The sequence below is a fragment of the Schaalia sp. genome (genome assembly GCF_050312375.1).
Classification (GTDB): Bacteria; Actinomycetota; Actinomycetes; order Actinomycetales; family Actinomycetaceae; genus Pauljensenia; species Pauljensenia hyovaginalis.
The window spans coordinates 22,184-43,792 of record NZ_JBNOYB010000105.1; the positions used below are offsets into that span (position 1 = coordinate 22,184).

General features: G+C 68.5%; 20 protein-coding genes and 1 tRNA gene. 19 read left to right on the forward strand and 2 right to left on the reverse strand.

Annotated elements, in window-relative coordinates:
• From rlmN to ACQY7V_RS08130, 5 genes are read left to right on the forward strand one after another with little or no spacing between them, the layout of a single operon-like run.
• Positions 1 to 1,236 carry a 23S rRNA (adenine(2503)-C(2))-methyltransferase RlmN gene (rlmN, locus tag ACQY7V_RS08110; RefSeq protein WP_277299461.1) on the forward strand — a complete coding sequence of 412 codons (1,236 nt, stop codon included), beginning with the start codon at positions 1 to 3 and terminating at the stop codon, positions 1,234 to 1,236.
• Entirely contained in the window at positions 1,233 to 1,784 is a 552-nt protein-coding gene (locus tag ACQY7V_RS08115; protein ID WP_154477424.1) for a DivIVA domain-containing protein, read from the forward strand. The genes rlmN and ACQY7V_RS08115 overlap by 4 nt, the downstream gene beginning before the upstream one ends.
• A gap of 5 nt (positions 1,785 to 1,789) precedes the next feature.
• Positions 1,790 to 3,016, forward strand: a complete 1,227-nt coding sequence (gene dxr / locus ACQY7V_RS08120) for a 1-deoxy-D-xylulose-5-phosphate reductoisomerase (RefSeq protein ID WP_428639729.1) — start codon at positions 1,790 to 1,792, stop codon at positions 3,014 to 3,016.
• A complete protein-coding gene (locus ACQY7V_RS08125) occupies positions 3,013 to 4,254 on the forward strand; it encodes a M50 family metallopeptidase (protein ID WP_428639731.1) in 1,242 nt (413 codons plus the stop codon). The genes dxr and ACQY7V_RS08125 overlap by 4 nt, the downstream gene beginning before the upstream one ends.
• Before the next feature lie 9 nt (positions 4,255 to 4,263).
• Positions 4,264 to 5,316: a threonine aldolase family protein gene (locus tag ACQY7V_RS08130; protein ID WP_428639733.1), complete on the forward strand. Its 1,053-nt coding sequence runs from the start codon at positions 4,264 to 4,266 to the stop codon at positions 5,314 to 5,316.
• A gap of 37 nt (positions 5,317 to 5,353) precedes the next feature.
• Here the strand turns inward: ACQY7V_RS08130 and ACQY7V_RS08135 are convergent, their stop codons facing one another.
• Positions 5,354 to 6,346 (reverse strand): aldo/keto reductase, encoded by a 993-nt coding sequence (locus ACQY7V_RS08135; RefSeq protein ID WP_428639735.1) that lies wholly within the window; start codon positions 6,344 to 6,346, stop codon positions 5,354 to 5,356.
• A gap of 106 nt (positions 6,347 to 6,452) precedes the next feature.
• Between ACQY7V_RS08135 and ispG the strand changes: the two genes are divergently transcribed.
• From ispG to ACQY7V_RS08195, 12 genes are all read left to right on the forward strand, one after another.
• Positions 6,453 to 7,628, forward strand: coding sequence for a flavodoxin-dependent (E)-4-hydroxy-3-methylbut-2-enyl-diphosphate synthase (gene ispG, locus ACQY7V_RS08140; protein ID WP_154477432.1), 1,176 nt, complete (start codon positions 6,453 to 6,455; stop codon positions 7,626 to 7,628).
• Positions 7,629 to 7,658: 30 nt separating this feature from the next.
• The gene (locus ACQY7V_RS08145) at positions 7,659 to 8,147 is read left to right on the forward strand and encodes a hypothetical protein (protein WP_154477434.1); all 489 of its coding nucleotides are present in this window, start codon (positions 7,659 to 7,661) and stop codon (positions 8,145 to 8,147) included.
• 89 nt (positions 8,148 to 8,236) lie between these two features.
• The gene (locus tag ACQY7V_RS08150) at positions 8,237 to 8,689 is read left to right on the forward strand and encodes a hypothetical protein (RefSeq protein ID WP_154477436.1); all 453 of its coding nucleotides are present in this window, start codon (positions 8,237 to 8,239) and stop codon (positions 8,687 to 8,689) included.
• A gap of 56 nt (positions 8,690 to 8,745) precedes the next feature.
• Complete coding sequence (locus ACQY7V_RS08155; RefSeq protein WP_428639738.1) at positions 8,746 to 10,560, forward strand: proline--tRNA ligase; 1,815 nt, start codon at positions 8,746 to 8,748, stop codon at positions 10,558 to 10,560.
• On the forward strand, positions 10,557 to 11,048 hold the full coding sequence (gene def / locus ACQY7V_RS08160) for a peptide deformylase (RefSeq protein ID WP_154477438.1): 492 nt from the start codon (positions 10,557 to 10,559) through the stop codon (positions 11,046 to 11,048). The genes ACQY7V_RS08155 and def overlap by 4 nt, the downstream gene beginning before the upstream one ends.
• 140 nt (positions 11,049 to 11,188) lie before the next feature.
• Positions 11,189 to 11,692: a DUF3145 domain-containing protein gene (locus tag ACQY7V_RS08165; protein ID WP_303777785.1), complete on the forward strand. Its 504-nt coding sequence runs from the start codon at positions 11,189 to 11,191 to the stop codon at positions 11,690 to 11,692.
• A complete protein-coding gene (locus tag ACQY7V_RS08170; RefSeq protein ID WP_303773579.1) occupies positions 11,692 to 12,033 on the forward strand; it encodes a phosphopantetheine-binding protein in 342 nt (113 codons plus the stop codon). Before ACQY7V_RS08165 ends, ACQY7V_RS08170 begins: the two co-directional genes overlap by 1 nt.
• A 72-nt stretch (positions 12,034 to 12,105) precedes the next feature.
• The gene (locus tag ACQY7V_RS08175; RefSeq protein ID WP_428639742.1) at positions 12,106 to 12,816 is read left to right on the forward strand and encodes a succinate dehydrogenase; all 711 of its coding nucleotides are present in this window, start codon (positions 12,106 to 12,108) and stop codon (positions 12,814 to 12,816) included.
• Between the two features lie 152 nt (positions 12,817 to 12,968).
• Entirely contained in the window at positions 12,969 to 14,852 is a 1,884-nt protein-coding gene (locus ACQY7V_RS08180) for a fumarate reductase/succinate dehydrogenase flavoprotein subunit (RefSeq protein WP_428639781.1), read from the forward strand.
• A complete protein-coding gene (locus ACQY7V_RS08185) occupies positions 14,849 to 15,598 on the forward strand; it encodes a succinate dehydrogenase/fumarate reductase iron-sulfur subunit (RefSeq protein ID WP_428639744.1) in 750 nt (249 codons plus the stop codon). Before ACQY7V_RS08180 ends, ACQY7V_RS08185 begins: the two co-directional genes overlap by 4 nt.
• 144 nt (positions 15,599 to 15,742) lie before the next feature.
• Positions 15,743 to 17,212 carry an aspartate ammonia-lyase gene (gene aspA, locus ACQY7V_RS08190; RefSeq protein WP_303772206.1) on the forward strand — a complete coding sequence of 490 codons (1,470 nt, stop codon included), beginning with the start codon at positions 15,743 to 15,745 and terminating at the stop codon, positions 17,210 to 17,212.
• 117 nt (positions 17,213 to 17,329) lie between these two features.
• On the forward strand, positions 17,330 to 17,956 hold the full coding sequence (locus ACQY7V_RS08195) for a thymidine kinase (protein WP_303772207.1): 627 nt from the start codon (positions 17,330 to 17,332) through the stop codon (positions 17,954 to 17,956).
• A gap of 70 nt (positions 17,957 to 18,026) precedes the next feature.
• Here ACQY7V_RS08195 and aceE read toward each other — a convergent pair whose 3' ends face one another.
• Positions 18,027 to 20,768, reverse strand: coding sequence for a pyruvate dehydrogenase (acetyl-transferring), homodimeric type (gene aceE / locus ACQY7V_RS08200; RefSeq protein WP_320836363.1), 2,742 nt, complete (start codon positions 20,766 to 20,768; stop codon positions 18,027 to 18,029).
• Positions 20,769 to 21,049: 281 nt separating this feature from the next.
• Here aceE and ACQY7V_RS08205 point away from each other — a divergent pair, with 281 nt between their 5' ends.
• Both ACQY7V_RS08205 and ACQY7V_RS08210 read left to right on the forward strand, forming a co-directional pair.
• Positions 21,050 to 21,448, forward strand: coding sequence for a DUF3052 domain-containing protein (locus ACQY7V_RS08205; protein WP_320836364.1), 399 nt, complete (start codon positions 21,050 to 21,052; stop codon positions 21,446 to 21,448).
• A gap of 66 nt (positions 21,449 to 21,514) precedes the next feature.
• Positions 21,515 to 21,588: transfer RNA gene (locus ACQY7V_RS08210), tRNA-Val, on the forward strand.
• Positions 21,589 to 21,609: the final 21 nt, after the last annotated feature.

Below are 21,609 nucleotides of genomic sequence, written 5' to 3' on the forward strand. Positions count from 1 at the left end.
GTGACTGCCCCTGCTGGTACGCCCCGTCATGAGGTGCGTCCGACCGATCAGCCGCCCGAGGGTGCCTCGAGCCCGGACGCCAAGCCGATTCTCTCCTTCGCCCCGCGGCGACGGGGGAAGGCTCCGGCGCATCTTGTGGACCTCGATCTGTCGGCCCGGAAGAGCGCCCTCAAGGACCTGGGCCTGCCCGCGTTCCGCGCCGATCAGCTGTCACGGCACTACTTCGACCGTTTCACCGCGGATCCCGAGCGAATGACGGACATCCCCGCCTCCATGCGCGAGGCCGTCGCCTCACTGCTGCCGCCCGTCGTCGAGCGGGTCGTCACTCAACGGGCCGACAGGGGGACGACCCTCAAGGACCTGTGGAGGCTCTTCGACGGCGCCACGGTCGAATCGGTCCTCATGCGCTATCCTCAGCGGACGACGCTGTGCGTCTCGTCCCAGGCGGGCTGCGGAATGGCCTGCCCTTTCTGCGCGACCGGGCAGATGGGCCTGACGCGCAATCTCTCGACCGCCGAGATCATCGATCAGGTGCGTCATGCTCAGCTCGCATGCCGCGACGGCGAGCTCGCGGGCGGGCCGGGCCGCCTCTCGAACGTCGTGTTCATGGGCATGGGGGAGCCCCTGGCGAATTACAAGTCCGTCATCGGGGCCTTGCACCGGCTCATCGACCCGAGCCCCGAGGGCTTCGGGATGTCGGCCCGCTCCATCACGGTGTCGACGGTCGGCCTCGTCCCCGCGATCGACAAGCTCGCCGGGGAGGGGCTTGCGGTCACCCTCGCCGTCTCGCTCCACGCCCCCGACGACGATCTGCGCGACGACCTCATCCCGGTGAACTCGCGCTGGAAGGTGGCGGAGCTGCTCGATGCGGCGCGCCGCTACTTCCTCGCCACGGGCAGGCGCGTGTCGATCGAATACGCGCTCATCAAGGACATGAACGATCAGGTGAGGCGCGCGAAGCTCCTCGCCGATGAACTCAATGCGCGCGGCAGGGGCTGGGCGCATGTCAATCCGATCCCGTTGAATCCGACGCCGGGCACGATCTGGACGGCCTCGACACGGCGAGCGCAGGACGCATTTGTCGCGACTCTGCGCGACAATGGGATCTCAACCTCGATCCGCGACACTCGCGGATCCGACATCGACGGCGCGTGCGGCCAGCTCGCCACGGCGGTGAAGGACTCCTTGAGAACCGCGGAGCCGAACACTTCGGGAAGGAAGCAAGGGACTCGATGAGTGACGCATTCCCCATGACGGGTTTTTGGAAGCATGGTTACGCGCCGGACCGCGTGGATGCCTTCTTCGAGGATGCGCGCCGTGCGTACGAGGGCGGGGTCCCCGCTGAGCAGTTCTCGGCCCAGCAGGTCCGTCAGGCGACCTTCCCCCTCAAGCGCCGGGGATATCGAGTCGACGCCGTCGACGCGGCGATGAATCGCCTCGAAGCCGCCTTCGTGCAGCGCGATCGCGCCGACCACGTCGCGGTGAACGGCGAGTCGGCGTGGCTGGAGAAGGTCGCCGATCGGGCGACGACGCTCTATGAGCGGCTCCTGCGCCCTCGCGGCGAGCGCTTCGCGAACCCGGAATCGGGTCGGGGCTACGACAAAGCCGCAGTCGACGACCTCCTCGACCGCCTCGCCGCCTATTTCGATGCGGGCGAGCCGCTCGGCGTCGATGAGGTTCGCTTCTCGGTGTTCCGTCCCGCTCGGGGGAAGAAAGCCTACGCCGAGGGCCCGGTCGACGCCTACCTCGGTCGCGCCGTCGAAATCCTGCTCGCCGTCGAATGAGCACCATGCTCACCGTTGACGCCCCCCGTCGGATCGTCATCCTGGGATCGACCGGGTCGATCGGCACGCAGGCGCTGGACGTGGTGCGTCAGCACCCCCACCGCTTCGAGGTCGTCGCCCTGGCCGCAGGGGGAGGTGACCTCGAACTCCTGGCCCGCCAAGCGGTGGAGTTCGCCGTTCCCCTCGTCGGGGTCGCCGCTCCTCGCGCAGCCGAACTCGCAGAGCTGATCCGGACCCTCGATCCGAATGCCGCCCCCGATATCCGCGAGGGCGATGAGGCTGCGAGCGAGCTTGCCGCCCTCGTGCCCGAGGGAACGGTGCTCAACGGCATCACCGGGGGAGTCGGCCTCGAGCCGACCCTCGCCGCGCTGCGATCGGGGGCGCGCCTCGCGCTCGCGAACAAGGAATCCCTCGTCGTCGGCGGTCACCTCGTCAAGAGGGCGTGTCGGCGCCCCGGTCAGATCGTCCCGGTCGATTCCGAGCACTCGGCCATCGCGCAGGCCCTCGCCTCGGGGGTGCACGAGAGGGGCTTGTGCTCGCCCGTGCTCTCGGGGCGCAGCGAGGTCGCCGATCTCATCCTGACCGCATCCGGGGGCCCATTCCGCGGCAAACGGCGGGCGGAGCTCCGCGGCGTGACGGCTGAGCAGGCGCTCGCGCATCCGACGTGGAACATGGGGCCGGTCGTCACGATCAACTCCTCCACGCTCGTGAACAAGGGCCTCGAACTCATCGAGGCGCATCTCCTCTTCGACGTCGCCCCCGAGCACGTCCTCACCACCGTGCACCCGCAGTCCATCGTGCACTCGATGGTGACCTGGATCGACGGCGCGACGACCCTCCAGGCCTCTCCACCGGACATGCGCCTGCCGATCGCCCTCGGACTGACCTGGCCGGAACGACTCCCCGGGATCGAACGCCCGCTCACGTGGTCCGATCCCCAGGGATGGACTTTCGAGGCGATCGACGAGGAGACCTTCGCAGCGGTGGGGCTGGCCCGCGCGGCCGTTGCGGCTTCTGCGACGCATCCGGCGGTCTATAACGCGGCGAACGAGGTCTTCGTCGACGCCTTCTTGAAGGGGCGACTCGAATGGCTCGAGATCGTCGACTCCCTCGAGGAGGTCCTCCTCGCCCACGAGGGGATCGCGGATCCGACCCTCGACGACGTCATGGGCGTCCAGGAATGGGCGCGCTCTCGCGCGCGCGAATACGCATCGCGAGGACGCCGGGCGTGAGCGGGTCGCTTTGGGGGATCGGGGCGATCCTCGTGGGCCTGGTCCTGTCCGTCGCCCTTCACGAATTGGGCCACCTCCTGCCGGCCAAGCGCTTCGGAGCGCTCGTCCCCGAGTTCGCGGTGGGCTTCGGGCCCGCGCTGTGGAAGCGGGAGCGCGCTTCGACGGTGTACGCGATCCGGGCGCTCCCGCTCGGCGGATACGTCCGGATCCTGGGGATGTTCGGGCCGGGCTCGCCGACCCGGAAACGGACGCGGCGCGATGGGAGGCCCACTCTCGCCGAGGAGGCACGAATCGCCTCCCGCGAGGAGGTTCCGCTCGGCTGCGAGCACAGGGCCTTCCACCGCCTGTCGTGGTGGCGCAAGGCGATCGTCATGGTCTGCGGCCCGCTCGTCAATCTCGTCCTCGCCCTCGTCTTCCTGATGGGCGCGATGATCGGGATCGGTTCACCGGCGCCGAGCCTCACCCTGGAGTCCGTGTCGCCGAGCGTCTCCTCCTCGCTCGGAGAGCTTCCCGGGCCCGCGCACGAGGCGGGCCTTCAGGCGGGAGACACGATCGTGGCGGTCGACGGGCGGGCGGTCGAGGACTGGAGGCGCTTCCAGGAACTCGTGGCGGCGAGCGGCGGCGAGGAGATGGAGGTCTCCTACAGTCGTGAGGGGCGAAATGCGAGCGTGCGCCTCCGCGCGGTCGAGACGCCCCAGGGGGCTCATGTCCTCGGCGTCGCCTCCGCTCTCGAGCGCCGCCGGGCGGGTCTGCCCGAGACCCTTGCGGCGTATGCGCGCCTCGCGGGAGGGACCGCCTCGGCCATCGTGAGGCTGCCCGCGGCCGCATGGGACGTGGGGGCGGCGCTGGTGACCGGCACGGAGCGCGACGGCTCGGGTCTCATGTCGATCGTCGGCGTCGGACGGATCGCGGGCGAGGTCACCGGCGGCACGAGCGCTTTCGGCATCGACGGCGCCCTCCAGAAGCTCGCGGTCATCCTGTCGCTGCTCGCCTCGCTCAACATGGCGCTCGGCATCTTCAACCTCATCCCCCTGCCCCCTCTTGACGGCGGCCACATCGCCGGTGCGCTGGTCGAGGGCGCGCGGGGGCTATACTCGCGGCTTCGGGGACGCGATGCGCCCGCTTGCGTGGACACGGCGAGGCTCATGCCGCTGACGTGGTGCGTGGCGGCCGCGCTCATCGCTCTGACGGCGCTTCTCGTCCTCGCCGATATCATCTCGCCACTGACGCTCCGATAGGACACGGCCGTGACCATCGCTCATCCCTTCACGAACGATTACTCGCGTTCCGCCCACCCGCGGATCCTCGAAGACCTCGCCTCCCTGGGGGCGCGCGCCTTCGACGGCTACGGGTGCGATGGGCTCACGGCCCGGGCGTCGGAACTCATCCTCGAGGCGTGCGCCGCACCCGGGGGAGCGGTGCACCTCGTCCATGGCGGCACGCAGGTGAATGCCCTCTACGTCGACTTCGCGGTGCGCCCCTGGCAGTCGGTCGTGTGCGTCGAATCCGGTCATATCGCGACGCATGAGGCCGGTGCCGTCGAGCACCTCGGGCATCGTCTCGTCACCCTGCCGGCCGACGAGGGGAGGATGGACGCCGCGGTCTTGGAGGACTACCTACGCGGATGGAGGGATTCGCAGCTGCGGGAGCATATGACGGAGCCGGGGCTCGTCTACATCTCGCAGCCGACGGAACTGGGGACGCTCTACTCGCTCGAGCAGCTCGAGGCCCTGTCGTCCGTGTGCCGCTCCTTCGGCGTCGGCCTGTACGTCGACGGGGCGCGCATGGGCTACGGCCTGGCATCTGAGGCGAACGACGTCTCACTCGCCGACCTGTCCCGGCTGACCGACGCCTTCACGATCGGCGGAACGAAGTGCGGGATGCTCTTCGGTGAAGCGCTCGTCATCCCGGATGCGGCCCATGCGGGTTCGATGCGGACGCTCATCAAGGCGCACGGGGCGCTTCTCGCGAAGGGCTGGCTCCTCGGCGTTCAGTTCCTCACGATGTTCCGCGACGGCCTCTACACCTCGATCACGAGGACTGCGAATGAGCGGGCGGCGCGCCTGTCGCGGGCCTTCGCCGAGGCAGGCTTCGACATGCTCATCGCCTCGCCGACCAACCAGATCTTCCCCGTGCTCCCCCTCGGGCTCGCGCGCGAGCTCATCGAGGAGTTCGGGGTGTACGAGTGGGAGCCGGTCGGCGATTCGTGCCTGTGCGTGCGCGTCGTCGTCTCGTGGGCGACCACCGACGAGGACGAGGCCGCCCTGATCGCCTGGATCGCCTCTCACGCTCTGCGCTGAGGGGCGGGGCGGGCCTTGAAGGGGGCCCGCCCCGCGCTCACCAGCGGTCGTGCACGTGAGCGCGGATCCGCTCCTCGTACAGGGCCTCGAGGGCCCCGTTCAATGCGGGGGCGAGCCGTGGGAGGCGGGCGGCTGAGGCGTTGGCGATGGCCTGTTCGCGCGAGCGTGCCCCGGGGATGACAGTCGTGATCCCCGGACGCTCGATGAGCCACTTGAGGGCGACCTGAGCGGGGGTGGCGCCTTCGGGCCCGAACTCGGCGCAAAGGGCGGCGAACTCCCGGGCCGCCTCGACTCCGACCTCGAAGGGGACGCCCGCGAAAGTCTCGCCCACGTCGAAGGCGGAGCCGTCCCGGTTGTAGCTGCGATGGTCCTTGGCGTCGAAGCGCGTTTCGCGCGTGTACTTGCCGGAAAGGAGCCCGGAGGCGAGGGGGACGCGCACGATGACGCCGACGCCCTGCTCGAGGGCGCGGGGCAGGACTTCATCGAGCGGCTTTCGGCGGAACACGTTGCAGATGATCTGAATGGTGGAGGCGCCGTGGTCCATCGCGATGAGGGCCTGCTCGCAGGTCTCGACCGAAGCGCCGAAGGCCGCGATCCTCCCTTCGTCCCGCATGCGCTTCAGCGCGTCCCAGGTGCGGGGCGAGGCGAGGACCTCGGTGGGAGGGCAGTGGAGTTGGACGAGGTCCAGGGTGTCGACGCCGAGGAGGCGGCGCGAGCGGTCGTTCCACTCGAGCATCGCCTCGGGCGTGTAGTTCTCGGGCGCTTGGGGCACGCGGCGTCCCATCTTGGTCGCGACGAAGGGGCGCGCCTCCCCGAGATCCTCCAATGCGCCTCGGATGATCGACTCCGAGCGGCCGTCGCCGTAGACATCGGCGGTGTCGAGGAAGGTCACGCCGGACTCGAGCGAGGAGGCGATGACGCGCCCGGCCTCATCGGCCGTCACCTCGCCCCAGTCCGCTCCGAGTTGCCACGTGCCGAGACCGATGACCGAGACGTCTCTTCCGGTCGATCCGAGCGGGCGGTTTTCCATTTCTCTCCTTCGAGTCGGCTGCGCCCCCATTCTAAGTGAACGTTCACCGAGGTGAGGGCCGCATCACCCTCCCGCTCCGCTCCCGGGGCCGTCCCTTCATGATCGAATGCGCGATAATGTCCGGGTGACTGAGATTTCCCTGGGGATGCCCCACGTCAAGCCCACGCCGTTCCCGCGTAGGAGGACCCGCCGGATCTCGGTGGGTTCGGTGCCCGTCGGCGGAGGCGCTCCCGTTTCCGTCCAGTCGATGACGACGACGAAGACGCATGACATCGGCGCCACCCTTCAGCAGATCGCCGAGCTCACCGCCGCCGGATGCGACATCGTCCGCGTCGCCTGCCCGACGGACAAGGACGCCGAGGCGCTGCCGATCATCGCGAAGCAGTCGCGGATCCCCGTCATCGCCGACATCCACTTCAATCCCAAGTACGTCTTCGCCGCGATCGATGCGGGCTGCGGGGCCGTGCGCGTGAATCCGGGCAACATCCGCAAATTCGACGATCAGGTGAAGGAGATCTGCAAGGCGGCCTCGGACGCGGGGGTCTCCCTGCGCATCGGCGTGAACGCCGGCTCGCTCGACCCGCGTCTGCTCAAGAAGCACGGCAGGGCCACTCCGGAGGCGCTCGTCGAGTCGGCCGTGTGGGAGGCCTCCCTCTTCGAGGAGAACGACTTCCACGACTTCAAGATCTCCGTCAAGCATCACGACGTCCTCACGATGATCGAGGCCTACCGCATGCTGTCGGAGAAGGGCGATTGGCCCCTGCACCTCGGCGTCACCGAGGCCGGTCCCGCCTTCCAGGGGACGATCAAGTCCGTTTCGGCCTTCTCGGTCCTGCTCTCCGAGGGGATCGGGGACACGATCCGCGTCTCCCTGTCCGCGCCGCCGGTCGAAGAGATCAAAGTCGGCACGAAGCTCCTCGAGTGCATGGGCCTGCGCGAGCGGACGCTCGAGATCGTCTCGTGCCCCTCGTGCGGCCGCGCCCAGGTGGATGTGTGGACCCTCGCGGAAGAGGTGACCGAGGGGCTCAAGGACCTCAAGGTTCCGCTTCGCGTCGCCGTCATGGGATGCGTCGTGAACGGTCCGGGCGAGGCCCGTGAAGCGGATCTCGGCGTCGCCTCGGGCAACGGCAAGGGGCAGATCTTCATCCGCGGCGAGGTCGTCGAGACGGTTCCCGAGGATCGGATCGTCGAGACCCTCATCCGAATGGCGAACGCCCTCGCCGAGGAGATGGGGTTGGAAGAGGGAGAGGGCTCGGTCGAAGTCCTTCCCGTGATCCGCTGAATCGAAGCCCGTACGAGCTAAGGAGACAAGATGAAGAAGCGACACGCCCTCGCCCTCGGGCTCGCCGGGGCCGCCTTGGGCGCCTGGGCCACCGGATTCCCGAAACGGATCGGCCTGACCGCCTCAGAGGCGTCCGTCTCGCTTCCCGGCGATCTGCTCGTGCCCTCCCCGGGCGTCGTCGTGGATCGGGGCATCCGCATCGATGCACCGGCCGAAGCGGTGTGGCGCGTCGTGGAGGCCGCGTACGAGGGCGATGAGGCGCGGGTCGTGGCTCGGGAGGAGAACTCCTGCCTCATCTTGCGGGTGCCCGCTCCGGGTCTCGGCGACGAGGATGAGCTCTCGGGCACCTGCGTCTTCGCCCTCCTGCCCCTGCCCAATGGGCGTACGCTCCTCCACCTGCGGGAGCGTCATGCCTCAAGGGACGACGCCCCCGACGGGTTCCTCCTCGCGATCCTGGCCCTCGAGTCGGTGTCGACGATGCGCATGCTCTGCGACATCCGCTCGGCCGCCTGCGCCTGATCGGCGTCGGCTCGCCCGTCCCGCGCGCCGAGTAGACTGGGCCGGGTCCCGCGCATCGGTGAGCGGGCGACAGCCGAAGGAGGTGCGCGATGGCGCATTGGGGCGCGATTGCGATGCTCGTCGGTACGGGCATCGCGATCCTCGTCGCCTGGGGCTGGATCTGGCTCGGCCTGACCCGTTCCATGCGCCGCATCGCCCTGGAACGGCTCTACCCCTGGTCGTCGACCGCCGCGATTCCGAAGGTGCAGGCGGTGATCTGGCCCGCGATGCCCATGGTCGGATTCGCCTGGATCGGCGTCGGGGGGATGACCGTGCGCATCGCATCGGGCCATGATCCGATGCCCGCAGCCGTCCTCGTGGCCCTGCTCTTCGGCGCGATCCTGGTCCTCGGCGTGCTCGCCTTGCTCGATCAGGAGCTTCCCGGCTACTGCTATCCCGGGTGGAGGGCGAAGCGGTACTACCTCAAGCACCCTGAGCGCGCTCAGGAGGAACTGGATGCGCGCGTCGGCCGACGCCTCCTCGAGACCTCGCGGGCCGCGTAGTGCGCCGCGGGCGGGCGGAGTCGCAGTGCTTCGGCCCGGTGGACTAATCTGGAGCGGTGCTGAGAACTCTGTCTACTTACTTCCTGCGAACACTGCGTGAAGATCCGGCCGATGCCGAGGTCGATTCCCACAAGCTGCTCGTGAGAGCGGGCTACGTGCGCCGCACGGCGCCCGGCATCTACACCTGGCTGCCGCTGGGCCTTCGCGTCCTGCGCAAGATCGAGGACGTCGTGCGCGAGGAGATGGATCGGATGGGCGCCCAGGAGGTGCTCTTCCCGGCCCTCCTGCCCGCGGATCCCTACAAGGCGACGAATCGCTGGGAGGAGTACGGTCCGACCCTCTTCAAGGTCGTGGACCGCAAGGGCGGCGACTACCTCCTCGCCCCGACCCATGAGGAGATGTTCACCCTTCTCGTCAAGGACCTGTACTCCTCCTACAAGGATCTGCCGACGACCCTGTACCAGATCCAGACGAAGCACCGCGACGAGGCCCGTCCTCGTGCCGGCCTGATCCGCGGCCGCGACTTCGTCATGAAGGACGCCTACTCCTTCGACATCGACGATGAGGGTCTGGAGGCCTCCTACCTGGCCGAGCGCGAGACCTACGAGCGGATCTTCACCCGTCTCGGCCTCGAATACGTCATCGTCTCGGCGATGTCGGGTGCGATGGGCGGCTCCCGATCGGAGGAGTTCCTCCATCCGAGCCCCATCGGCGAGGACACCTTCGTCCGTTCGCCGGGCGGATACGCGGCGAACGCCGAGGCCGTGACCACTCCTGCGCCCGCCCCCGTGGACGCCTCGGGCGTCGGCCCGGCGAGGGTCGTCCCGACCCCCGACGCCCCGACGATCGAGTCCCTGGTCGACCTCCTCAATTCCGAGTACCCGCGCGAGGACGGGAGGGCGTGGACCGCGGCGGACACGCTGAAGAACGTCGTCGTGCGCCTCACGCACCCGGACGGCAGCGCCGAGCTGCTCGTCGTGGGCGTCCCCGGCGATCGGGAGGTGGACATGAAGCGCCTCGAGGCCGCGGTCGCCCCCGCAGAGGTCGACATGGCCGTCGATGAGGACTTCGAGGCGCATCCCGAACTCGTCCGCGGCTACATCGGTCCGCAGGCGATCGGCCCGAACTCCCCGGCCCGCACCGTCGATGAGAACGGGGCGGCGAGCGGCTCGGTCCGTTACCTCGTCGACCCGCGCATCGTCGAGGGAACGAGTTGGGTGACCGGTGCGAACCTCGACCGTCACCACGTCCTCGACCTCGTGATGGGCCGCGACTTCGGGGTCGACGGCACGATCGAGGCCGCCGAGGTCCGCGAGGGCGATGAGGCGCCCGACGGATCGGGGCCGCTCCACCTGGAGCGCGGCATCGAAATCGGACACATCTTCGCCCTCGGACGCAAGTACTCCCAGGCCCTGGGGCTCAACGTCCTCGATGAGAACGGCAAGTCGCGCGTCGTCACGATGGGCTCCTACGGGATCGGCGTCTCCCGCGTGCTCGCGGCTCTTGCGGAGTCGAATCACGACGATGCGGGCCTGGCCTGGCCGGCGCGGATCGCCCCCTTCGACGTTCATGTGCTCGCCACCGGCAAGGACGACGAGGTCTTCAACACGGCGCGCGAGCTCGCCGAGCGGCTCGACGCCTCGGGCCTCGATGTCATCTTCGACGATCGGCGGAAGGTTTCCGCGGGCGTGAAGTTCGCGGATGCGGAGCTCATCGGCATGCCCCTCGCCCTGGTCGTCGGTCGCGGATTGGCCTCGGGCGTGGTCGAGCTGCGTGAACGCGCCTCAGGAGAACGCGCGGAGGTGCCGCTCGCCGGAGCCCTTGATGCGGTCCGCGCGGCGCATGAGCGTCTGATGGGAGGTCGGCGATGACTCACCGCGAGATCCGCGTGATCGGCGATCCGGTGCTGCGCACGCCCTGCGAGGAGATCCGGGAGATCGATCAGTCGGTCAAGTCCCTCGTCGAGGATCTGCTCGAGAACGTCGACATGGAGGGGCGGGCGGGCCTCGCCGCGAACCAGATCGGCGTGGGCTTAAGGGCCTTCTCCTACAACATCGACGGCGAGATCGGCTACGTCCTCAATCCGAGGATCGTCGCCCTGTCCGAGGACGAGTACCAGGACGGTGACGAGGGCTGCCTTTCGGTTCCCGATCTCTGGTACCCGACTCAGCGCGCCTGGTACGCCAGAGTCGAGGGCATCGATCTGGACGGGAAGCCGATCACGGTCGAGGGCGAGGAGCTCATGGCCCGCTGCCTCCAGCACGAGACCGATCACCTCAACGGCATGATCTACATCGATCGCCTGGACCGGAAGACCCGGAAGAAGGCGCTGCGCGACATCCGCAATTCGAATTTCTGAGCCGCGATCCCGATCCTTCGGCCGCGCCGTCCCCGGATGGCGCGGCCGAAGGTCTATAGTGGAGCCGACGCCGTGATTCGAAGCGACGGGTTGTGGAGGACGTAGGGGAAGACGCTCCTCAACGACAACCGGAGGTCACTTTGAGAGGGACATACACCCGCGGTGTACTTTTCGTGCACTCGACTCCGCCCGCATTGTGCCCGCACATCGAGTGGGCGGTCGGCGCGGCCCTGGGGCAAGAGGTCCATCTCCAGTGGACGAACCAGGAGGCCGCTCAGGGCCTCGTGCGCTCCGAATTCTCCTGGGTGGGCCCGAGCGGCTCGGGCGCGCGCCTGGCATCGGCGCTGCGCGGATGGGAGCACCTGCGTTACGAGGTGACGGAGGAGGCGACGGCCTCCACCGACGGCGGTCGCTGGTCGCACACTCCCGCCCTCGGGATCTTCCACTCGCAGATGGATTCCGCGGGGAACATCGTGGTGCCCGAGGACCGCATCCGCGCCGCCCTCGAACGCGCGAGCACTCTTGAGGAGTTGCAGGAGGGCCTCGATCTGGCCCTCGGTCAGGCGTGGGACGATGAACTCGAGCCCTTCCGCCATGCGGGCGCCGGCGCGCCCGTCCGCTGGCTGAACAACCGGGTCGGCTGATGGGCTCGATCGCGGAGCTGCTCGGGTACTCGCTCCTGCCCGAGCCCGATGCCGCCCCCGATGACGAGGCCCCTCGGGGGGCGCCCGCCGCGTCGAAGGCGGATCTGGCGCGCGAGGCCGCCATGGCGGCCGTTCTCGAGGAGACCGGCCTGGATCCGGACGAAGCCCGGGCGGATCTGACCCTCAGGGGGGACTTGGACCTCGACGATCTGGGGCTGTACGCCATCGTCGCGAGGATCGAGCACGACCTGTCGCTGGTCCTTCCCGACGAGCTCGTCGACTCGTGGGGGACTTTGGGCTCGATCCTGGACGATACTGCGAGGCTTGCAGCGGGGGAGTAGCGCTCCCCGGATCGCGAATCCTGGATACGGCGATGCGCGCCTCCTACTCTTGGAGTGGGAGGTGCGTCACATATGCCGAGAGCTTTCGCCGAGCTGCAAGCGCCCGAACGCCGTCCGCCCTCCTGGGTGCTGCGCAGCATCCTCGCGCTCAGCGGACTCGTGATGGCCGCCTTCGTCTTCGTCCACATGCTCGGGAACCTCAAGCTGCTCATCGATCCCGGATCCATGGACGCCTACGCCGCCTGGCTCCGGGACCTCCTCGTCCCCCTCCTGCCGCGAGAAGGCGCCCTCTGGATCGCCCGCATCCTGCTCGCCTCATGCCTGATCGCGCATGCATGGTCCGCCCTCGTCCTCAAGGCGCGCGCTGCGGCGACGCGGACCCGGGGCGTGCGGCGCAAAGGGCCCACCGGCCTTCTCGCCGCCCTCATGCTGCCCAGCGGCCTCATCCTCCTCGCCTTCGTCGCCGTTCACCTGCTCGACCTCACCCTCGGCCGCATCGTGCAATCCGAGGCATTCGCCCCGCCCGATCCGCAGTTCCACGCAGCGGCCAATGTCATCGCCTCGCTCGCCCGCCCGGCGATGGCCGCCTTCTACGCGCTGAGCCTGCTCGCCCTCGCAGCGCATCTCCTCCACGGCATCGGGCTGGCCGCCAAGGACCTGGGCGCCGTCTCCCGGGACTCCTTCGCCCGCTGGCGGATCGCGGGCGCCCTCGTGGCGGCGATGATCCTCCTCGGCGACGGAGCGATCGTGATCCTCTCACTCATGACAGGGGGTCCGGCATGACGATCCTTGCGCCGCTCCCGCGCGCGACGGAACCCCCGGTCCCGCGCGCGACGACCCCTTCGTCCCCCGAGGATGCTCGGCGATCCCGGGGAGCGCCGATCATCGAGGGCGAAGCGCTCGACCCCGGGGAGCCGGACGCCTCCCCCCGGGACATGTGGTCCGACTTCGTCGCCGGAGCCCGGCTCGTCGGGCCCTCGAATCGCAGGCGTTTCACGGTGCTCGTCGTCGGCACCGGCCTCGCCGGAGCGGGCGCGGCCGTCGCCCTCGCCGAACTCGGATACCGGGTCGAGGTCATCACCGTTCACGATTCGCCCCGGCGCGCCCACTCGGTCGCGGCTCAGGGCGGCATCAACGCGGTCCGGGGCGGGGGCGTCGACGGGGACTCCCTGACCCGATTCGTCAAGGACACACTCAAAGGCGGGGACTTCCGCGCCCGCGAGTCGGAGGTGTTCCGACTCGCAGAGCAGTCGGCCCGGGTCATCGACTACATGGCGGCACTCGGAGTCCCCTTCGCCAGGGAGTACGGCGGATCCCTGGCGACGCGCTCCTTCGGGGGCGTCCAGGTCTCCCGCACCTTCTACTCGCGGGGCCAGACGGGCCTCCAGCTCGAGATCGCCGCGGCGTCCGCACTCGTGCGCGAAGCCAGGGCGGGCCGGATCGTCCTGAGGACGCGCACGGAGATGCTCGAGCTCGTGGTCTGCGAGGGCAGGGCCGCAGGAGTGGTCGCCCGCGACCTCGTCACAGGGGAGCATCTCCTCCTCAGAGCCCACGCCGTCGTTCTGGCCAGCGGGGGCTACGGGAATCTCTACTTCCATTCGACGCTCGCGAAGAACTCGAATGCGACCGCCGCCTGGCGGGCGCATCGCGCCGGCGCCGCATTCGCCTCCCCCTCCTTCATCCAATTCCACCCGACGGCGCTGCCGGTCTCTTCCGACTGGCAGGCGAAGACGACTCTCATGTCGGAGTCCCTGCGCAACGACGGGCGCATCTGGGTGCCGAGGGATCCGCAGGATCCGCGCCCGCCCGGGGACATCCCCGAGGCCGAACGCGACTACTACCTCGAGCGCAGGTACCCGGCATTCGGCAACCTCACGCCCCGCGACATCGCTTCGCGGGCGGCGACCGCCGAGATCCGCGCGGGCCGCGGGGTCGGGCCGGGGAGGAACTCCGTCTACCTCGACTTCGCCGACGCCCTCGCCGCCCAGGGGCGCGAAGCGATCGCCGGCAAGTACGCGAACCTCTTCACGATGTACCGCGACGCCACGGGCGAGGACCCCTACACGCGGCCGATGCGGATCGCTCCGGGCGCGCATTTCACGATGGGCGGCCTCTGGGTGGACTACCGCCTCCAATCGACGATCCCCGGCCTCTTCGTCGCCGGGGAGGCGAACGCGGCCTATCACGGGGCGAACCGCCTGGGCGCGAATTCCCTGCTCGCCGCCTGCGCCGACGGGTCCTTCACCATTCCGCACGTCGTCGCGGACTATCTCGCCCCGCGCCTCGACGAGCCCCTGATCGACAGGGAGGACGCGACGTGCCGGACTGCCCTGGAGCGCGTCGAGTCGCGCATCGACGCGCTCTTGTCGAACCCGGGCTCGACGCCCGTGAAGCGCTTCCACCGCGAGCTGGGCGCGATCATGTACGAGGCCTGCGGCGTGACGAGGACGGCCGAATCCACCTCGACGGGTGCGCGGAGGATCCGCTCCCTGCGGGCGGCATTCGACGAGGAGGCGCGCGTCACCGGTCAAGCGGGGGAGTTCAACCCGGATCTCGTCGAGGCGATGAGGATCGGCGACTATCTCGAACTGGGGGAGCTCGCATGCATCGACGCCCTCAACCGCGAGGAGTCCTGCGGCGCGCACTTCCGAGCCGAGCACGTCTCGCCCGATGGCGAGGCCCGACGCGATGATGAGCAGTGGATGTGCGTGTCGGCATGGCACAGCTCCGCATGGGATTCGGGGAGTCCGAACTTCGTTCACCGCCGCGAGGAGCTCCGCTACCGCCTTGTCGAACCGGGAACGAGGGACTACCGATGAAACTCACGATCCGGGTCTGGCGACAGCCCTCGAGCGATCGGGCGGGATTCTTCGAGGAGCACGTCCTGGAGGGCGCCGATGCGAAGATGTCGGTTCTCGAACTCCTCGATGCGCTCAATGAGCGGCTGTCGGAGCAGGGGCTCGCCCCGGTCGCCTTCGACTCGGACTGCCGTGAAGGCGTGTGCGGCGCCTGCGGTCTGCTCGTCGACGGCCGGCCCAACGGGAGCGGGGACAATCTGCCCGCCTGCCATCAGCGGATCGGGACTCGGCGCGAGGGCGGGACCGTGACGATCGAGCCCTTCCGCTCCGCCGTGATGCCCGTGGTCAAGGACCTCGTCGTCGATCGTTGCGCCCTCGATCTCCTCCAGGGGGAGGCGGGGGCCTCTGCGGCGACGACAGGCAGGAGCCCCGATGCCGACGCCGTGCCGGTTGCCCGCGATGCCGCGGAGAGGGCGCTCGACTTGGGCGCGTGCATCGGCTGCGGCTCATGCGTGGCCGCCTGCCCCAATGGATCGGCGGCCCTGTACGCGGGCGCCCGTCTCGCCTCCCTCGCCCTCGCCCCCGTTCCTGCGAAGCAGCGCCGGGAGCGGGCGCGGGCCATGGCGCGGGCCCTTGAGATCTTCGGCCCGTGCTCCGGGTACGGCGAGTGCGCCCTGGCATGTCCGGCGAAGATCCCGCTCGCGGTCACCGGCTTCGTGGCGCGTGAGCGCTGGGGGGCTCTCTTCGCGGGTGAGGACGGCCGATAGGTCATGACGAGGTCAAAGATCCATCGACTCCCGTTCAGAACTTGCTGAATTTTTGACAAGGGGCGGACTTTCGTCCCTCATGCGTGCATGATCGTTGTGCGGCCGCGAATCGAAGGCCGCAAGCGCTGTGTACGAGGAGTTGACGTGGGACGAGCCTTTCGGACGGAAGAGGACCTCTTGGGAACCCGTGAGGTCCCGCTCGAGGCGTACTGGGGGATCCATACGCTCAGGGCGATCGAGAACTACAGGATCTCCGGCCTGACGATCGGTGATGAGCCCGCATTCATCCGAGGCATGGTGACGGTCAAGAAGGCCAGCGCGCTCGCGAACCTCGAGCACGGCATCCTCCCGGCTCAGATCGCAGAGGCGATCATCTGGGCGTGCGATCAGATCCTCGAGGACGGCCGCTGTCTCGATCAGTTCCCGATCGACGCCTTCCAAGGCGGTGCGGGCACGAGCGTCAATATGAACACGAACGAGGTCGTCGCGAACCTCGCGCTCGAGCACCTCGGCTTTGCCAAGGGGCGCTACTCGCACGTCAACCCGAACGATCACGTCAACAAGTCGCAATCGACCAATGACGCCTATCCGAGCGGCTTCCGCCTCGGGCTCCACGAGAAGGTCGAAGGGCTCATCGCCGAGCTCGCGCGCCTCATCGATTCACTCGACTCCAAGGGGCGCCAGTTCGCGAACGTCTTGAAGATGGGGCGCACCCAGCTCCAGGACGCGGTCCCCATGAGCCTCGGCAAGGAGTTCGAGGCCTTCGGCGTCCTCCTGGGGGAGGAGATCCCGAGGCTGCGGAACAACTCCGCCCTCCTCCTGGAGGTCAACCTCGGGGCGACGGCGATCGGCACGGGGCTCAACACCCCCGAGGGCTATCAGGAGACCGTGGTCCGCCATCTCAGGGCGATCACGGGCCTGGACATCCGCGGCGCGGAGAATCTGCTCGAGGCGACGAGCGACACCGGCGCCTACGTCTCCATGCACGCCGCGATCAAGCGCCTCGCCGTCAAACTGTCGAAGATCTGCAATGATCTGCGCCTCCTCTCCTCGGGACCGAGGGCGGGGCTCGGTGAGATCCGCCTGCCCGAGCGCGCCGCGGGCTCGTCGATCATGCCCGCGAAGGTGAACCCGGTCATCCCCGAGGTCGTCAACCAGGTCTGCTTCAAGGTCATGGGCAACGACGTCGCCCTCACCTTCGCGGCCGAGGCCGGACAGCTCCAGCTCAATGTCATGGAGCCGGTGATCGCGCTGTCGCTCTTCGAATCGATCAACCTGCTCACCAACTCGATGAGGACCCTGCGCGAATTCTGCATCATCGGGATCGAGGCGAACGAGGACGTCTGCCGGAACAATGTGCTCGATTCGATCGGCATCGTCACCTACCTCAATGAGGTGATCGGCCATGCGAACGGGGACCTCGTCGGCCGCGAGTGCGCCAGGAGCGGACGGAACGTCCGCGAGGTCGTTCTGGAGATGGGCCTGCTCGACGAGGCGACTCTCGACGAACTGCTCTCCGTCGAGAACCTCCTGCGGCCCAAGTACCGCGATGCCCGCTACTACTCCGGCGCTGATCCCTCGGTCGTCGAGATCGTGGAGGAGCAGGAGGGGTGAGCGGCGAAGGCGGAGACGAGGACCTCGTCGTCCTCGTCATGCCCGCGGTCGCGCTCCGGCTCGTCCTCACCTGATGCCCTCGTCCCGCTAGGATCGAGGGGGCAGAAAGGAACCCTCGTGGCGAAACTCTATTACCGGTACGGGGCGATGAACTCGGGCAAGTCGACGGCCCTGCTCCAAGCGGCGTACAACTACGAGGAGCGCGGCCAGCGCGTCCTCCTGGCCAAACCGCTCATCGACACCAAGGGGGACCGCACGATCGTCTCTCGCCTGGGGGTCGCCCGAGAGGTGGATCTGCTCGTCGAGCCGGAGGTCGACCTCTACGCCCTCGTGAGCGGGATCGCCGAGGAGGGCGCCGCCCGCGATGAGCCGGTCGCCTGCCTCCTCGTCGATGAGGCTCAGTTCCTCGAGGAGTCCCAGGTCGATGACCTTCTCGAACTGGCGGTGCGCGCTTCCATCCCGGTTCTCGCCTACGGGATCAGGACCGACTTCCGCACGCATTCCTTCCCGGGGTCCCGTCGGCTCCTCGAAGTGGCCCACTCCTTGGAGGAACTCAAGACCATCTGCCGCTGCGGGCGCAAGGCCATGTTCAACGGGCGCAAGGTCGGCGAGCGCTTCGTCTTCGACGGCGCGCAGGTGGCGATCGACGGCGTCGAGGTCGCCTACGAGTCGCTCTGCCCCTCCTGCTATCTCGAGGCCGGGGGAGTCCTGCCCTATCGCGCCGCGAGGAATGCGCGCCGATGATGCGCCGCGCTTGAAATGACGGTGCCCTCGTCCTTGAGGACGAGGGCACCGTTCTATGCGGCGGCAAGTCTCATTGCGCGCCGGGGCGGGCAGCCGCGTCGACGGCGTTGTTGAAGAGCTCGTACTTGGCGATCGCCTGGGCGACGAGCGCGCGGTCGATCCGCCCCTGGTCGGCGAGGGCCTGGAGCGTGCGGACCGCGAGGGACTCGGCGTCGATGTGGAAATAACGGCGGGCGGCGCGTCGGGTGTCCGAGATGCCGAAGCCGTCGGCTCCGAGCACGCGGTACTCGCCGGGGATCCACGGCCGGATCATGTCCTGGGTGAGCGAATCGAAGTCCGAGGTCGCGAGGAAGGGGCCCTCGGCTCCGGACAGCTGGCTCGTGAGGAAGGCGGTGCGCGGCGCTTCCTCGGGGTGGAGGAAGTTGTGCTCGTCGGCTTCGAGGCCGTCGCGGCGCAGCTCGTTCCACGAGGTCACCGACCACACGGCGGCGTCGACGCCCCAATCCTCGGCGAGGAGCCTGCGGGCTTCGCGCGCCCACGGCACGCCCACGCCCGAAGCGAGGAGCTGGGCCTTGGGGCCGCCGAAGCCCTGATGGTCGTCGAGCTTGTAGATGCCGCGCTTGACGCCTTCGACGTCGAGGCCCTCCGGCTCGGCGGGCTGATGGATCGGCTCGTTGTAGACGGTGAGGTAGTACATGACGTTGGGATCGCGGCCGTCGTTGCCGTACATCCGCTTGAGGCCGTCCTCGACGATGTAGCGGATCTCGTAGGCGTAGGCCGGATCGTAGGAGACGAAGGCCCGGTTCGTCGATGCGAGGACCTGGGAGTTGCCGTCCATGTGCTGGAGCCCCTCGCCGGCCAGCGTGGTGCGCCCTGCGGTCGCGCCGATGACGAAGCCCCTGGCCAGCTGGTCGGCGGCCGCCCAGAACTGGTCGCCGGTGCGCTGGAAGCCGAACATCGAGTAGAAGATGTAGATCGGCACCATCGGCAGATCGTGGGTCGCGTAGGCGGTGCCCGCGACCTGGAAGGCGGCGGCGGATCCGGCCTCGGTGATGCCCGTGTGGAGCACGTGGCCCTGCTCGGACTCCTTGTAGGAGAGCATCATGTCGGCGTCGACGGCCGTGTAGTTCTGGCCGTGGGTGTTGAAGATCTTCGCCGAGGGGAAGATCGCGTCCAGGCCGAAGGTGCGCGCCTCATCGGGGATGATCGGCACGAAGTACTTGCCGACGGTCTTGTCCTTGAGAAGGTCCTTGAGGAGGCGCACGAGCGCCATGGTCGATGCGACTTCGAGCGATCCGGAGCCCTTGGAGAGCGATTCGAAGGGCTTGGAGGGCAGCGGCGGGAGGACCGGGTTGCGGTCGGCGCGGCGCTCGGGGACCCACCCGCCAAGCTTCTCGCGGCGCTCCTTCATGTAGAGGAGAGCCGGGTCGTCCTCGGCCGGACGGTAGTAGGGAGGCAGGTAGGGATTCGCTTCGAGCTGCTCGTCCGTGATCGGGATCTGCAGGCGGTCGCGCAGCTGCTTGGCGTCCTCGAGGGTGAGCTTCTTCATCTGGTGCGTCGCATTGCGGCCGGCGAAGTGGGTGCCGAGGGCGTAGCCCTTGATCGTGTGGGCGAGGATGACGGTCGGCTGGCCGGTGTGCTCCATCGCCGCCTTGTAGGCCGCGTACACCTTGCGGTAGTCGTGGCCGCCGCGCTGGAGGGCCCAGATCTGATCGTCGGTCCAGTTCTGGACCATCGCCTTCGTGCGGGGATCGCGGCCGAAGAAGTGCTCGCGCACGTAGGCCCCGTCGTTCGCCTTGAAAGTCTGGTAGTCGCCGTCGAGGGTGTCGTTCATGAGATGGACGAGGGCGTCATCCTTGTCCGAGGCGAGCAGCTGGTCCCAGCCGCGGCCCCAGATCACCTTGATGACGTTCCAGCCCGCCCCCTTGAAGAAGGCCTCGAGCTCCTGGATGATCTTGCCGTTGCCGCGGACCGGGCCGTCGAGGCGCTGGAGGTTGCAGTTGACGACGAAGGTGAGGTTGTCGAGGCCCTGCTGGGCGGCGAGCTGGAGCATGCCGCGCGATTCGGGCTCGTCCATCTCTCCGTCGCCGATGAAGGCCCAGGTGTGCTGCTGGGAGGTGTCCTTGATGCCGCGCAGGTGGATGTAGCGGTCGAACCACGCCTGGTAGATCGCTTCGGCGGGCCCCAGGCCGAGGGAGACGGTCGGGTACTCCCAGAACTCGGGGAGCTGGCGCGGGTGGGGGTAGGAGGGGAGGCCGTTCGGCGTGGAGGCCTGCTGACGGAAGCCGTCCATCTGCTCCTCGGTCAGGCGGCCCTCGAGGAAGGCGCGCGCGTAGGGGCCCGGGGAGGCGTGCCCCTGGAAGAAGACGTGGTCGCCGCCGCCGGGGTGGTCCTTGCCGCGGAAGAAGTGATTGAGGCCGACCTCGTACAGCGTCGCGACGGAGGCGTAGGAGGAGATGTGCCCGCCGACCTTGACTCCGGGGCGCTGCGCGCGGGTCACCTGAACGGCGGCGTTCCAGCGGATCCAGCGGCGGTACTGGCGCTCCATCGCCTCATCGCCGGGGAAGTAGGGCTCCTGCTCGACCGGGATCGTATTGACGTAGGGGGTGGTGTACTCCTGCGGCATCTGCACGCCCTGGCGCCGGGCCTGGGCGAGCATGTGGAGCAGGATGTATCGGGCACGGGGCCCGCCCTTGTCGTCGATGAGCCCTTCGAGGGACTCGATCCATTCTGAGGTCTCTGCCGGATCGTTGTCGGGGACCTGGCTGAGCAGGCCGTTGACGACCGGGTGGTTCTCACTCGCGTGACTCACGGATTGCCTCTTCTTCCGGGTATTTCGGCTCTCGCGCACTGCTGCGTGCGCACCCCACCATTGTCCCCCGAACCCTGTGCATATGCGAGCGAATATGGGACCTCAGACCCATGATTCATGCCTCATTCGGCGGTTACGCGTCTTGAGACGACGCCCTCGGACCGGGGAGTTCGCGCGCGTCCGTCCCGAAATCGTCGAGGAGCGCCGGGAGTGCTCTACGATGAGCGCGTGTTTGAAACAGCAGCGCGCCAGGCGCTCTTCCCGAAGGGTGGTTGTTCGTCGTGGCGGTGAGCCTCGGATTCGCACCGGGACAGATCGTGCAGGAGTTCTACGTCGACGATGACGCCGATCAGGGCCTTCGCTCGCTCATCGAGGAGGAGACCGGCTCTGAGCTCGTCGATCCCGATTACGGGGACGTGGTGGACGGCGCCGTCGTGTGGTGGCGCGCGGATGACGCGGAGGAGGAGGATCTTGCGGATCTCCTCGTCGACGCCTTGACCAATCTTGATGACGGGGGCCTGATCTGGGTCTTCCTCCCCAAACCCGGGCGGCCCGGAACGGTCGCCGTCGCGGATGTGGAGGATGCGGCCAAGACCGCGGGACTGCATTCGACCTCCGCGGCGTCGGTCGGATCCGATTGGGCGGGCATTCGTCTGACCGCCCGCCCCCGGAGTCGCTGATTCGGCGGATCGGGACGCCGTCCTCCATAATGGGACGGTCCCGCTCACGATGTCGGCGCGGGCGCGGGGCCTGTAGCTCAGCTGGTCAGAGCGCTGCGTTTACACCGCAGAAGTCGTCGGTTCGAACCCGGCCGGGCCCACATCCCGGAGTCGGCGCCCCC

Excerpts from the sequence above, each read along its gene's own strand:
- ACQY7V_RS08185 (WP_428639744.1), top strand. The coding sequence starts at position 14,849 with ATGAAACTCACGATCCGGGTCTGGCGACAGCCCTCGAGCGATCGGGCG.
- ispG (WP_154477432.1), top strand. The coding sequence starts at position 6,453 with ATGCGCGATAATGTCCGGGTGACTGAGATTTCCCTGGGGATGCCCCAC.
- ACQY7V_RS08175 (WP_428639742.1), top strand. The coding sequence starts at position 12,106 with ATGCCGAGAGCTTTCGCCGAGCTGCAAGCGCCCGAACGCCGTCCGCCC.
- ACQY7V_RS08135 (WP_428639735.1), bottom strand. The coding sequence starts at position 6,346 with ATGGAAAACCGCCCGCTCGGATCGACCGGAAGAGACGTCTCGGTCATC.
- ACQY7V_RS08145 (WP_154477434.1), top strand. The coding sequence starts at position 7,659 with ATGAAGAAGCGACACGCCCTCGCCCTCGGGCTCGCCGGGGCCGCCTTG.
- ACQY7V_RS08150 (WP_154477436.1), top strand. The coding sequence starts at position 8,237 with ATGGCGCATTGGGGCGCGATTGCGATGCTCGTCGGTACGGGCATCGCG.
- ACQY7V_RS08170 (WP_303773579.1), top strand. The coding sequence starts at position 11,692 with ATGGGCTCGATCGCGGAGCTGCTCGGGTACTCGCTCCTGCCCGAGCCC.
- def (WP_154477438.1), top strand. The coding sequence starts at position 10,557 with ATGACTCACCGCGAGATCCGCGTGATCGGCGATCCGGTGCTGCGCACG.
- dxr (WP_428639729.1), top strand. The coding sequence starts at position 1,790 with ATGCTCACCGTTGACGCCCCCCGTCGGATCGTCATCCTGGGATCGACC.
- ACQY7V_RS08180 (WP_428639781.1), top strand. The coding sequence starts at position 12,969 with ATGTGGTCCGACTTCGTCGCCGGAGCCCGGCTCGTCGGGCCCTCGAAT.
- ACQY7V_RS08115 (WP_154477424.1), top strand. The coding sequence starts at position 1,233 with ATGAGTGACGCATTCCCCATGACGGGTTTTTGGAAGCATGGTTACGCG.